This window comes from Pseudomonas sp. CFBP2511 (genome assembly GCF_030209255.1).
Classification (GTDB): Bacteria; Pseudomonadota; Gammaproteobacteria; order Pseudomonadales; family Pseudomonadaceae; genus Aquipseudomonas; species Aquipseudomonas avellanae.
Window position 1 is genome coordinate 16,789 of the sequence record NZ_JARVSI010000021.1, and the last position, 12,228, is coordinate 29,016.

Annotated in this window: 12 protein-coding genes; 5 read left to right on the top strand and 7 right to left on the bottom strand. The window is 56.1% G+C overall.

The genetic code is table 11. The features are described from left to right. The first annotated feature begins 77 nt into the window (after positions 1 to 77). The 5 genes from QRN38_RS17225 (at position 78) to QRN38_RS17245 (ending at position 5,842) form a co-directional block, all read left to right on the top strand. Positions 78 to 470, top strand: a complete 393-nt coding sequence (locus QRN38_RS17225) for a protease inhibitor I42 family protein (RefSeq protein WP_005764773.1) — start codon at positions 78 to 80, stop codon at positions 468 to 470. A gap of 100 nt (positions 471 to 570) precedes the next feature. Then, on the top strand, positions 571 to 1,314 hold the full coding sequence (gene cmoA / locus QRN38_RS17230; protein WP_010208701.1) for a carboxy-S-adenosyl-L-methionine synthase CmoA: 744 nt from the start codon (positions 571 to 573) through the stop codon (positions 1,312 to 1,314). Beyond that, positions 1,311 to 2,270, top strand: a complete 960-nt coding sequence (gene cmoB, locus QRN38_RS17235; RefSeq protein ID WP_057418895.1) for a tRNA 5-methoxyuridine(34)/uridine 5-oxyacetic acid(34) synthase CmoB — start codon at positions 1,311 to 1,313, stop codon at positions 2,268 to 2,270. The genes cmoA and cmoB overlap by 4 nt, the downstream gene beginning before the upstream one ends. Before the next feature lie 93 nt (positions 2,271 to 2,363). Further along, positions 2,364 to 4,499, top strand: a complete 2,136-nt coding sequence (locus QRN38_RS17240; RefSeq protein WP_235814757.1) for a RecQ family ATP-dependent DNA helicase — start codon at positions 2,364 to 2,366, stop codon at positions 4,497 to 4,499. Then, complete coding sequence (locus tag QRN38_RS17245; RefSeq protein WP_024667685.1) at positions 4,496 to 5,842, top strand: DNA-processing protein DprA; 1,347 nt, start codon at positions 4,496 to 4,498, stop codon at positions 5,840 to 5,842. The genes QRN38_RS17240 and QRN38_RS17245 overlap by 4 nt, the downstream gene beginning before the upstream one ends. A 63-nt stretch (positions 5,843 to 5,905) precedes the next feature. On the opposite strand, the gene pdxJ is transcribed toward QRN38_RS17245, so the two are convergent. From pdxJ to lepA, 7 genes are all read right to left on the bottom strand, one after another. Beyond that, on the bottom strand, positions 5,906 to 6,652 hold the full coding sequence (pdxJ, locus tag QRN38_RS17250) for a pyridoxine 5'-phosphate synthase (protein ID WP_024667684.1): 747 nt from the start codon (positions 6,650 to 6,652) through the stop codon (positions 5,906 to 5,908). 62 nt (positions 6,653 to 6,714) lie between these two features. After that, positions 6,715 to 7,398: a DNA repair protein RecO gene (gene recO, locus QRN38_RS17255; protein WP_003378472.1), complete on the bottom strand. Its 684-nt coding sequence runs from the start codon at positions 7,396 to 7,398 to the stop codon at positions 6,715 to 6,717. A 60-nt stretch (positions 7,399 to 7,458) separates the two neighbouring features. Then, on the bottom strand, positions 7,459 to 8,361 hold the full coding sequence (era, locus tag QRN38_RS17260) for a GTPase Era (RefSeq protein WP_003378474.1): 903 nt from the start codon (positions 8,359 to 8,361) through the stop codon (positions 7,459 to 7,461). Then, on the bottom strand, positions 8,354 to 9,043 hold the full coding sequence (rnc, locus tag QRN38_RS17265) for a ribonuclease III (RefSeq protein WP_005620106.1): 690 nt from the start codon (positions 9,041 to 9,043) through the stop codon (positions 8,354 to 8,356). Before rnc ends, era begins: the two co-directional genes overlap by 8 nt. Continuing rightward, a complete protein-coding gene (locus tag QRN38_RS17270; RefSeq protein WP_007246809.1) occupies positions 9,040 to 9,417 on the bottom strand; it encodes a DUF4845 domain-containing protein in 378 nt (125 codons plus the stop codon). The genes rnc and QRN38_RS17270 overlap by 4 nt, the downstream gene beginning before the upstream one ends. Positions 9,418 to 9,533: 116 nt before the next feature. Continuing rightward, positions 9,534 to 10,388: a signal peptidase I gene (lepB, locus tag QRN38_RS17275; protein WP_005739189.1), complete on the bottom strand. Its 855-nt coding sequence runs from the start codon at positions 10,386 to 10,388 to the stop codon at positions 9,534 to 9,536. 9 nt (positions 10,389 to 10,397) lie between these two features. Continuing rightward, on the bottom strand, positions 10,398 to 12,194 hold the full coding sequence (lepA, locus tag QRN38_RS17280; protein ID WP_005764765.1) for a translation elongation factor 4: 1,797 nt from the start codon (positions 12,192 to 12,194) through the stop codon (positions 10,398 to 10,400). Positions 12,195 to 12,228: the final 34 nt, after the last annotated feature.

Sequence of the window (12,228 nt, forward strand, 5' to 3'; positions counted from 1 at the left end):
CGGTATACCTGCCGCACTCCCCCCTAAAACCCTGATCGGTTATCCTTGCGCCTCGTCTCGCAAAACCGGAACTTGCCATGCCCCCTGTTCGTTTTCTTGCACCGTTGAGCCTTGCGCTGCTGACGGCGTGTGCGCAAACGCCCAAGAACATCGTTTCCATCGACACGCAAAGCGATTGCCCACTGGCCCTCAAAACCGGTCAGACGCTGATCCTCACGCTGCCCAGCAACCCGACGACCGGCTTTCGCTGGCTGACCCAGAACCCGGCGCAAAGTATCCTGCGCAGCCTTGGGCCGGAGGTGTACGCCAACGCCGAGAGCAAGGAGATGGTCGGCAACGGTGGGCAGTCGGTCTGGCGCTACAAGGCAACTGACGCAGGGACCGGGCGACTGGTGATGACCTACCAGCAGCCGTGGGCTCCGGAGGTGCCGCCGGAGCAGACCTTCGAGTGCGCAATCACGGTGAACTGACTATTTGCGCGCGGCTTGTCCGAAGGCGCGCGCTGCACCATGCATCCCGTCGACAACTTGGCTAGAATGCCCGCCTTTCAAAGCCTTCGCCGGAACCGCCGTGAGCAAAGAACCCGACCGCCTTTTCGCCCAGCCCTTGCCCCAGGTGCCTGACTTCGCCTTCAACGAAGACGTGGTGCGGGTTTTTCCGGACATGATCAAGCGCTCGGTGCCCGGCTACCCGGCGATTGTCGAAAACCTCGGCGTGCTCGCCGCGCAATTTGCCCAGCCCGACACCGTTTTGTATGACCTTGGCTGCTCACTGGGCGCGGTGACTCAGGCCCTGCGCCGCCATGTACGCAGCGACGGCTGTGAAGTCATTGCAATCGATAACTCCACTGCGATGGTCGAGCGCTGCCGTGAATACCTCAATGCGCAGAATTCCATGTTTCAGGAGTTGTTGCCGGTGCAGGTCATTGAAGGTGACATTCTGGCGTTGGCGTTCAAGCCCGCCTCAGTGGTTGCGCTGAATTTCACCCTGCAGTTTGTTGCGCCCGAACAACGCCTGGCCCTGCTTGGCCGCATTCGCAGTGCGCTGGTGCCGGGCGGCGCGCTGATATTGTCGGAAAAACTACGGTTCAACGACGAGCAGGAGCACGCGCTGCTGACCGATCTGCACATCGCCTTCAAGCGCGCCAACGGCTACAGCGATCTGGAAATTGCCCAGAAACGCAGCGCCATCGAAAACGTCATGAAACCCGACAGCCTTGAAGAACACCGCCAACGCCTGCTCGCCGCCGGTTTTTCCAAGGTGGTGCCCTGGTTCCAGTGCCTTAACTTTGCCTCGTTGATTGCCCTGCCATGATTGATCTCGCACCTCTTGCCCGTCGTCTGGCGGGCACCCCTCTGGCTGAATGGGCCAATGGCCTGCAAGCACAACTCGACACCAAGATGAGCAAAGGCCACGGCGATCTGCAACGCTGGCAAAGCGCGCTGGACGCCCTGCCGGCCCTGCAACCCGAGAAGGTCGATCTGACTGACAGCTTTACTCTGGAAACCGAGTGCGACGGCGAAACCCGTACTGTGCTGCGCAAGGCGTTGCTCGGTTTATCGCCGTGGCGCAAGGGGCCGTTCAATGTGTTCGGTGTGCACATCGACACCGAATGGCGCTCGGACTGGAAGTGGTCACGGGTGTCACCGCACCTCAACTTGAAGGGCAAGCGTGTTCTGGATGTGGGCTGCGGCAATGGTTATTACCAGTGGCGCATGCTCGGTGCCGGGGCGGACAGCGTGATTGGTGTCGACCCCAACTGGCTGTTCTTCTGCCAGTTCCAGGCCATGCAACGCTACCTGCCCGACCTGCCCGCCTGGCACCTGCCGTTCGCACTTGAAGACTTGCCCGCCAACCTGGAAGGTTTCGACACGGTATTTTCCATGGGCGTGCTGTATCACCGCAAATCGCCCATTGACCATTTGCTGGCGTTGAAAGACTGCCTGGTCAAAGGGGGCGAGTTGGTGATGGAAACGCTGGTGATTCCTGGCGATGTGCATCAGGTGCTGGTGCCGGAAGACCGTTATGCGCAAATGCGCAACGTGTGGTTCCTGCCCTCAGTGCCGGCGCTGGAGCTATGGATGCGCCGCGCAGGCTTCACCGATGTGCGCTGTGTTGATGTGAGCCACACGACGGTCGAAGAGCAGCGCAGCACAGAGTGGATGCGCTTTCAGTCATTGGGCGACTACCTGGACCCTAACGATCACAGCAAGACGGTCGAAGGACTGCCAGCGCCAATGCGTGCGGTGATTGTGGGGCGTAAGCCTTGATCGATGGCTGCATCTATAGTAAAAGCGGCTAGCACATAGACATCACTCGTAAAATATTTTGATTTGGTTGCATGACTGAAATGTAAGCCAAGGATGTCTAGTCTCACTCAGGCAGTGAAAGAAAACTCAATTCAAAGCAAGGAAAGCTTAAACGTGAACTATAACCACTCGCGCGCCCTCGAATTACTTCGTACGGGTTCGAATAATCCGACCGCCCAATTTCGCAATGGCCAAAGAGAGGCCATTCAAGGTATTGTGGATGGCAATAATAGAATGCTTGTAGTGCAAAAAACAGGATGGGGAAAAAGCTTCGTATACTTCATCGCTACTAAACTTCTACGCGAGCAAGGACAAGGGCCTGCTGTATTAATATCGCCTCTGCTGTCGCTAATGAGAAATCAGACTTTGGCCGCGACTCGAATGGGTGTAAAAGCCGCACACATCAATTCAGACAATGAAGACGAGTGGGTGTCCATCGAGCAATTGATCGAAGCAGACAACGTTGATATTTTAATTATTTCGCCAGAGCGACTTGCCAATAGTCGATTTCGCGAAAAATCACTACCACAATTAGCTTCAAACATTTCCCTCCTGGTTGTAGACGAAGCCCATTGTATTTCCGACTGGAGGCATGATTTTAGACCACACTACCGACTACTGGAAAGAACAATAAAAAAGCTGCCTCCGAACATGAGAGTTCTGGCAACAACAGCGACTGCAAACGATCGAGTAATTAATGACCTCACTCATGTATTAGGCCCTGATATTGAGATATCACGTGGCGACTTGAACCGCGCCTCACTGACGCTGCAAACTCTATACATACCGAACCAGGCACAACGCATGGCCTGGATCGCAGAACACCTGAACTGTTTGAAAGGCAGTGGAATCATATATGCTCTCACGGTACGCGATGCGGAAGAACTTACCCGATGGTTGAAGCACAAGGGCTTTGCCGTTGAGGCGTATACGGGGCAAACGGAAGACCGGGCAGCCATTGAAAAAAATCTTGATGACAATCTGCTGAAAGCCGTCGTCGCCACGACGGCATTAGGAATGGGCTACGACAAACCTGACCTGTCATTCGTCATACACTACCAGATGCCAGGTTCCGTCGTAGCCTATTATCAACAAGTCGGGCGAGCGGGTCGGGCATTACCTGACGCCTACGGCATTCTACTTTATGGTGATGAAGAAAAAAGCATAAATAACTTTTTCATCGACAATGCGTTTCCGTCTCCAGCGCTGGTGGAAAAGATAATAGCTGTATTGACTGAACATCGAGACGGCTTAACGGTACCGACACTTATGAAGTTCTTAAACTTTGGAAAGGGCCGAATTGAACAAGCATTAAACCTGATGGCACTGGAATTCCCCACCCCTATCGTTTATGAAAAGCCTAAATGGCATCTCAACTATTTAAAACTGAATCCTGAATTCTGGGCAAGGGCAGAGAATATGACATCCCTTCGTCAACAAGAACTCCAGGAAATGAAGAGCTACTGTGAGCTTCCCTTTGGCCATCATATGCAGTTTCTGATACGCGCTCTGGACGGTAACCCAGCATCCGTAGTAGCCCCCACACTCAAACCTTTCTCAGCCACAGTCAGCCAGCAGGCTGAACAAGATGCGAATGATTTTTTATGTCGCTCAAATATTTCTATCGATCCCAGAAAAAAGTGGCCTGCAGGCGTGATGCCTCACTACCGAACAAGCGGTAACATCACCCCAGCTCATCAAGCGCAACAGGGACGAGCACTCTGCGTATGGGGAGACTCTGGATGGGGTGCGCAGGTAAAATACGGACGCTACGTGAGGAAGTCTTTCGGCGATGAGCTTCTGGATGCTTGTGTAAAAATGTTTAAGGACTGGAACCCTCAACCAGCCCCCACATGGGTCACATCAATCCCGTCTCTCCGTCACCCTGATCTGGTGCCTGCGTTTGCCCGCCGTTTAGCCTGCAAACTAGGCTTGCCATTTCATGAGGTGCTGACAAAAACAGTGCATCGGCAAGAACAGAAGGCCATGGCCAACTCCACTCAGCAGGCCTTGAACGTAGACGGGTCGATGGCCCTGGTAACTGAAAAATTCCCGACTGGCCCTGTATTGCTGATAGATGATATTGTCAACTCACGTTGGACCTTCACCACCGCTGCCTGGCTTCTGCGAAAAAACGGGGGTGGCGAGGTATGGCCATTAGCACTTGCCTTTAGTGGACACCAAGAATGACGCCGGACCTGTCTCCGAATACTCAAGCTATATTACTGCTGACTGCACCCTTGATTATTGGAAATGCTCCTTCCAAGGACCTGCTCTCGCCTGCAGAATATAAACGTTTGGCTATGCACCTGAGACACATGCAACGGCAGCCGGCGGATTTGACGGCCGCGAGTGGATCCGAATTGATTGCTGCTTGTCAGACAGTCGTTGATGAAACAAGGCTTAGAAAGCTACTTAATAGAGGTTTTCTGTTAAGCCAGGTTATTGAACACTGGGAAGCACGTGGCATATGGGTAATCAGTCGGGCAGACAGTATCTATCCGAGACGGCTGAAAGCACGATTAAAAGAAAATGCTCCGGCCATTTTATATGGCTGCGGCAACATAGATTTATTTGAATCAGGCGGACTCGCCGTCGTCGGCCCGAGGCAGGTCCCGCCTGAACTGATAGACTACTCGACGACGGTCGGTCAACTGGCTGCACACTCGTCAATTCCTATTATTTCCGGAGGCGCAAAAGGTGTAGATCGGGCAGCGATGAATGGGTCGTTGTACGAAAACGGGTACGTGTGTGAGGTAATGGCTGAGCGCTTGGACAGAGCAGCACTTGATCGAGATAACCGACCCTACCTCATGAGTGGTCAGCTCGTCCTCGTCTCTGCCTACGATCCAGCCTCTATTTTCAGTGTCGGGCATGCGATGCAAAGGAACAAGCTCATTTATGCGCTTTCCGATGCATCGCTGGTAGTCAACGCAGAAGTTAACAAGGGCGGCACATGGTCAGGTGCTGTAGAGCAACTGGAGAAACTGAAGTTAGTTAAAGTTTATGTGCGCTCCACAGGTACGCCATCAGAGGCTCTAAGTGCACTGACGAATAAAGGCGCACTGCCATGGCCTAATCCAAAAACAAGATCCGACTTCAAAAAAATGTTTGAGTACCCCGCAAACGGAATGGGCGAAAAGCAAGGCGTGACCTCTTCAGTCAATGACAACCCGGACATCAGCCTCTCTCACGATCTGCTTTCACAGGTAGAGACAAATGAAGTGTGCCCTGTTGACTATCGGCAGCCAATCACCAACGCTGTTGCCCCGGCAGTCAAAAAAAGAAAGCCTAGAAAGAAGACAGCAAAAAAACCATCAATTAGCCCGGCAGACGCTTTATTAAAAACCGTTCATGATGTGTTGAAGGACATTTTGAAACATCCCATGAAGGAAGACGAAATAGCCACGGCTCTGGAAGTGTCAAGTACGCAAACACGACTTTGGCTGAAACGCTTTATTGACGAAGGGTATATAGAAAAACACGCTAGGCCTGCGCGTTATGTTCTTGCACCCGAGCGTCTATTTGAGTAACTCCCCAATCGTCGGTAGCACTATAGCCCGGCTTGCACCGGGTCACATAGTCAGATCTCAGATCTAGCGGTGTTCTGCAGCCGCCACGATCAGCGCCTTCATCTCTGACACCGCCGCCTTGAAGCCGACGAACAGTGCATGGGCCACCAGCGCGTGGCCGATGTTCAGTTCGTTGATGCCCTTGATCGCAGCCACTGCCTCGACGTTGTGGTAGTGCAGGCCATGACCAGCGTTGACGATCAGGCCCTGCGCGAGACCAAACGCTACGCCGTCGGCAACCCGCTGCAGTTCTTCGGCGACCTCGGTCGGGGTCTGGGCATCGGCATAGCGACCGGTGTGCAGTTCGACGGCCGGTGCGCCGACACGTTTTGATGCAGCAATCTGGCGCTCATCGGCATCGATGAACAGCGACACCTCGCAACCGATTTTCGCCAGCCGCTCGACGGCGGCCTTGATCCGCGCCTCCTGCCCGGCAACATCCAGACCGCCTTCCGTGGTCAGTTCCTGACGCGTCTCCGGCACCAGGCAGATATGTGCAGGCCGGATACGCTCGGCAAACGCGAGCATTTCTTCGGTCACGCCCATCTCGAAATTCATGCGCGTCTGCAGCACGTCCTTGAGCAGCAGAACGTCACGCTCCTGAATATGCCGACGGTCTTCACGCAAGTGCACGGTAATGCCATCAGCGCCCGCCTCTTCGGCATCCAGCGCGGCCTTGACCGGGTCCGGGTAACGCGTGCCGCGGGCCTGACGCAAAGTGGCCACGTGATCGATGTTCACGCCAAGAAGGATGCGAGTGCTTTGGGTCACGGCTGTCTCCAGAAAAGTGTACAGACTGATGTTTTATCGGGGCTGTGAAGCATAAGGCCTGATTACGGCTTGCGAAACAGTTCACGGCTGACTAACGGGCGACCGCCCAGGTGCACCGCCAGCGCCTGACGCATCAGGCGCTTGGCCGCCGACAACGCACCGGGAACGCTCCAGTCGGCGTCGGACATGGCCAGCAGCTCTGCGCCCTGAAAAAGGCCAGGCTGCAGCAGGTAGACCCGTTCAAGCCCGGCATCCACTTGTAGACGGTACATGCCATCAACCGCCAGCGGTTCACCGTTGATATCAGCGTCCATTGCAAAGCCGTAGCCCAGGTCGTCGAGCAAGCGCCATTCAAACGAACGCAACAGCGGTTCCAGCGGACGACCCAGCGCGAGGGCCAGCAAGGTGGCGGCGTAGTGTTCGAATACGGCGGGATGCGGGTCTTCGGCGGGCAGCAGGCGAATCAGCAGTTCGTTGAGGTACATGCCGCTGAACAGTGCTTCACCGGTCATCCAGGTGGCGACCCCTGCGCTCTCCATACGACCGACGTTTTTCAGTTCGCCACGCCCGCGAAACTCGACTTCCAGCGGCACGAACGGCCGCGCCAGCGAACCGGCCTTGCCCTTGGCGCTGCGCAGCACCGCACGCAGGCGGCCCTGAGGCGTGAGGAAATCGACCAGCGCGCTGTTTTCACGATACGCACGGCTGTGGAGCACATAAGCAGGTTGGCCGGTGGGCGTGCTCATCAGGCGGGCTCGTAAGAGAAAGGCTCGCCCGACCGGAGAATGGTCGGGCGAAGGGGCAGCTTAAAGGTCGCCGTAACCCAGCGAGCGCAGTGCCCGCTCGTCATCGGACCAGCCACCCTTGACCTTGACCCACAGGTTGAGCATGACCTTGGAGTCAAACAGCACTTCCATGTCGCGACGTGCATCACTGCCGATGCGTTTGATGCGATCGCCCTTGTCGCCAATGATGATCTTCTTCTGCCCATCACGCTCGACGAGGATCAGCGCGTGGATGTGCAGGGTACGGCCCTGCTGCTTGAACTCTTCGATCTCGACGGTGATCTGGTACGGAAGCTCGGCGCCCAACTGGCGCATGATTTTCTCGCGAACCAGCTCGGCAGCCAGAAAACGGCTGCTTCGGTCGGTAATCTGGTCTTCCGGGAAGAAGTGATCATTCTCCGGCAGATGAGAGGCGATGAGGCTTTCCAGCGCTTCAAGGTTGTGCCCGTGCTGCGCAGAAATCGGCACGATGGACGCATTCGGCAGTTGGCCTTGCAGCCACTCCAGATGCGGCATCAGGTCACTCTTGTCTTCGATGCGGTCGGTCTTGTTGATCGCCAGAATGACCGGGCCCTGCACGTATTGAACGCGCTCCAGAACCATCTGGTCTTCGTCGGTCCAGCGGGTGCGGTCTACCACGAAAATCACCACGTCGACGTCTTTCAACGCGGCCGATGCAGTCTTGTTCATGTAGCGATTGAGCGCTTTCTCGCCATTTTTGTGCATGCCGGGGGTGTCGACGTAGATCGCCTGCACCGCGCCCTCGGTCTTGATGCCCAGCATGTTGTGGCGAGTGGTCTGCGGCTTGCGCGAGGTGATCGCCAGCTTCTGACCCAGAATATGGTTGAGCAGCGTGGACTTGCCTACGTTAGGACGGCCGACGATGGCAACATAGCCACAGCGGGTTGCAGTTGTATCATTCATGACCGTTCTCCACGCCTAGGGCGATGAGTGCTGCTGCGGCGGCTACCTGTTCGGCAATCCGGCGGCTGACACCCTGTCCTCGGCTCTTTTCATTCAATAGGTTGATCTCGCATTCGACGAAAAACGTCCGGCAATGCGGCTCGCCCTGGATATCCACCACTTCGTAGCGCGGCAGGTCGCAGGCCCGCGACTGGAGAAATTCCTGCAGTCGGGTCTTGGGGTCCTTGTTGGTGTCCACCAGCGTCAGACTGTCGAACTCGGTCGTCAGCCAGGCCAGCACACGCTCGCGCGCCGCTTCCATGCCTGCATCGAGGTAGATCGCTCCGATCAGCGCCTCAAGGGCGTCAGCCAGAATCGACTCGCGACGGAAGCCACCGCTTTTCAGCTCGCCGGAGCCCAGGCGCAGGTACTCGCCCAGATCAAAGCCACGCGCCAGCAACGCCAGGGTTTCGCCCTTGACCAGCCGCGCTCGCAAACGCGACAACTGACCTTCGCGGGCCTGCGGGAAGCGTTCGAACAACGCTTCGCCCGCCACGAAATTGAGGATGGCATCACCGAGAAACTCCAGACGCTCGTTGTTGCGACCGGCAAAACTGCGGTGGGTCAGGGCCAGGATCATCAGTTCCTGATCCTTGAAGGTGTAGCCGAGCTGACGCTCAAGGCGGCTCAGGGATACGCTCACGGTTTACCCACACTCAATTGCTTGTCGAACTTCATTACCAGATCGATATTCTGGAACCACGGTTCACGCTGCTCATAGTTCAAATGAGCTTTGAACGCATTGTTCTCCACTGTCACTTTCAACGCCTTGTCCAAATCTATATCCCGAATATTGTTGACCTGCATGTTCTTGCCGACGTAACCGTAAAAATCGTTGACCGTGGTAATGTCCAGGGCCTGATTATTGTCAGCCGCTTCGATGATTTTCTTCATCGTCATGTAGTCGAGGTAATGCGGGACAAGCTTGAAGGCCGTGCTCGTCGCAAACGCGACCAGCGCCAGCACCAACAGCCATCCCACAAACGAAAAACCTTTTTGAGAAGTAGAGAACGTCATGTTCGACTTCGACCTCAAGAATAGACCGCCTGCCCGACCGGGCCTACGCATCGTTCAGAGGCGTTTCCAGTCAGCCCAAATGACATACGGCGCTGCCCCAGGCAGCGCCGCATCGATTACTTGATCAACCCTACACGTGCAAAATTAGGGAAGTGACTCAATTTCGGCTCCGGCCAGCTCATCCAGACAGCGAAGGCCTTGCCGACGATGTTCTTGTCCGGAACCATGCCCAACTCGTCCTTGGGAATGTTGGGATCATCCCAGTAACGGCTGTCATTGGAGTTGTCGCGGTTGTCGCCCATCATGAAGTAGTGCGCAGCCGGGACGGTCCATTCGCTGTCAGGCGGTGCACGGTAACGGCTCATTTCCTGACGGATCTGGTGTTCCACGGTGCCCAGTTGCTCTTCGTACAGCTCTGCACTGCCCAGTGTGCCGGGTTCGGTGCCGATCAGTTTCTTGGCCACCAGCTCGCCATTGATGAACAACCGCTTGTCGCTGGTGTAGCGGATGCGATCACCCGGCAGACCGACCACACGCTTGATGTAGTTGACGCTCGGGTCGCTTGGGTAGCGGAACACCATTACATCGCCACGCTGCGGATCACCGATCTCGATGACTTTCTGGTCCAGTACCGGCAGGCGGATGCCATACGAGAACTTGTTGACCAGAATGAAATCACCCACGTCCAGCGTCGGCTTCATTGAGCCCGAAGGGATCTGGAATGGCTCTACCAGAAACGATCGAAGCACCAGCACGATGAACAGCACCGGGAAGAACGACTTGCCGTATTCAACCAGCAACGGCTCCTTGTTCAAGCGCTCGACGACAGCAATGTCAGGTTCTCCGACGCTACCCTGATAGTTGGAAATGGCAACCCGGCGACGCGGCGCCAGGAAGACCAGATCAATCAGTGCAAGCACGCCACAGACGAAGACTGCGATGACCAACAACAGCGGGAAATTTAGTGACATAGGACCTGACTATTCCAACCTGAGCACGGCAAGGAAGGCTTCCTGTGGAATTTCCACGTTGCCGACCTGCTTCATGCGTTTCTTACCGGCCTTTTGCTTCTCCAGCAATTTACGCTTGCGGCTGACGTCGCCGCCGTAGCATTTGGCCAATACGTTCTTTCTAAGCGCCTTGACGGTCGTCCGGGCAACAATCTGACCACCGATGGCGGCCTGAATTGCGACGTCGAACATCTGTCGAGGGATCAGCTCTTTCATCTTCTCGGTCAACGCACGGCCTTTGTAGTGCGCGTTGTCGCGGTGAACGATCAACGCCAGGGCATCGACCTTCTCGCCGTTGATCAGAACGTCGAGCTTGACCAGGTTGGCAGACTGGTAACGATCAAAATGGTAATCCAGGGAAGCGTAACCGCGGCTGACCGATTTGAGACGGTCGAAGAAGTCGAGGACCACTTCGTTCATCGGCAAATCGTAGCTCACTTGCACCTGAGTACCGAGGAACAGCATGTCGTGCTGGACGCCACGCTTTTCAATGCACAACGTAATGACGTTGCCCAGGTGCTCCTGCGGCACAAGAATATTTGCCCGGACAATGGGCTCGCGCATGTCTTCGATGGCCGACAGGTCAGGCAGCTTGGACGGGTTGTCGACGTAGATCGTCTCACCGGTCTTGAGCAGCAACTCGAAGATTACGGTTGGCGCAGTGGTGATCAGGTCGAGGTTGTACTCGCGCTCCAGGCGCTCCTGGATGATCTCCATGTGCAGCATGCCGAGGAAGCCGCAACGAAAGCCGAAGCCCAGTGCGTCGGAGCTTTCCGGCGAATACTGCAGGGAAGAGTCGTTCAGCGTCAGCTTCTGGAGCGCTTCACGGAAGTCTTCGAAATCGTCGGAGCTGACCGGGAACAGGCCGGCGTAAACCTGCGGCTGGATACGCTTGAAGCCTGGCAGCACGTCTACGTCGGGTGTAGTGCTCAGGGTCAGGGTGTCGCCGACCGGCGCACCGTGAATGTCTTTGATGCCGGCGATGATGAAGCCTACTTCGCCCGCTTTCAGATCGACGGTTGCAGAGTGCTTGGGGTTGAACACGCCCACGCTGTCGACCAGATGGAGCTTGCCGGTGGACTTGACGAGGATTTTGTCACCCTTTTTGACCCGGCCGTGACGCACACGTACCAGCGACACGACGCCCAGGTAGTTGTCGAACCAGGAGTCGATGATCAACGCTTGCAGCGGCGCTTCGATGTCGCCGGTCGGTGGCGGGATGGTCGCTACCAGACGCTCGAGCACTTCATCTACGCCCATGCCGCTCTTGGCGCTGCACGCCACGGCATCGGTGGCGTCGATGCCGATGATTTTTTCGATTTCTTCCTTGACGCGGTCCGGATCGGCCTGCGGCAAGTCCATCTTGTTCAGCACCGGCATGACCTCAAGGCCCTGCTCGATGGCGGTGTAGCAGTTGGCAACCGACTGCGCCTCTACACCCTGACCGGCATCGACGACCAGCAACGCACCTTCGCACGCAGCCAGGGAACGGCTGACTTCGTAGGTGAAGTCCACGTGCCCCGGCGTGTCGATGAAGTTCAGTTGGTAGGTGATACCGTCTTTGGCCTTGTAATACAGGGTAACGCTATGGGCCTTGATGGTGATCCCGCGCTCGCGCTCGAGGTCCATGGAGTCGAGCACCTGCGCTTCCATTTCGCGCTCGGACAGGCCGCCGCACATTTGAATGAAGCGGTCGGCCAGCGTCGACTTGCCATGGTCAATGTGGGCGATGATGGAGAAATTGCGGATATGACTCAAATCACTCACGGATCAACACTCAAAAAGGTTGCAGGCAGATTGC

What these genes read in the sequence shown, in the direction of transcription:
- QRN38_RS17225 (WP_005764773.1), top strand. Translation starts at nt 78, where the DNA reads ATGCCCCCTGTTCGTTTTCTTGCACCGTTGAGCCTTGCGCTGCTGACG.
- cmoB (WP_057418895.1), top strand. Translation starts at nt 1,311, where the DNA reads ATGATTGATCTCGCACCTCTTGCCCGTCGTCTGGCGGGCACCCCTCTG.
- QRN38_RS17240 (WP_235814757.1), top strand. Translation starts at nt 2,364, where the DNA reads ATGTCTAGTCTCACTCAGGCAGTGAAAGAAAACTCAATTCAAAGCAAG.
- QRN38_RS17245 (WP_024667685.1), top strand. Translation starts at nt 4,496, where the DNA reads ATGACGCCGGACCTGTCTCCGAATACTCAAGCTATATTACTGCTGACT.
- recO (WP_003378472.1), bottom strand. Translation starts at nt 7,398, where the DNA reads ATGAGCACGCCCACCGGCCAACCTGCTTATGTGCTCCACAGCCGTGCG.
- era (WP_003378474.1), bottom strand. Translation starts at nt 8,361, where the DNA reads ATGAATGATACAACTGCAACCCGCTGTGGCTATGTTGCCATCGTCGGC.
- QRN38_RS17270 (WP_007246809.1), bottom strand. Translation starts at nt 9,417, where the DNA reads ATGACGTTCTCTACTTCTCAAAAAGGTTTTTCGTTTGTGGGATGGCTG.
- lepB (WP_005739189.1), bottom strand. Translation starts at nt 10,388, where the DNA reads ATGTCACTAAATTTCCCGCTGTTGTTGGTCATCGCAGTCTTCGTCTGT.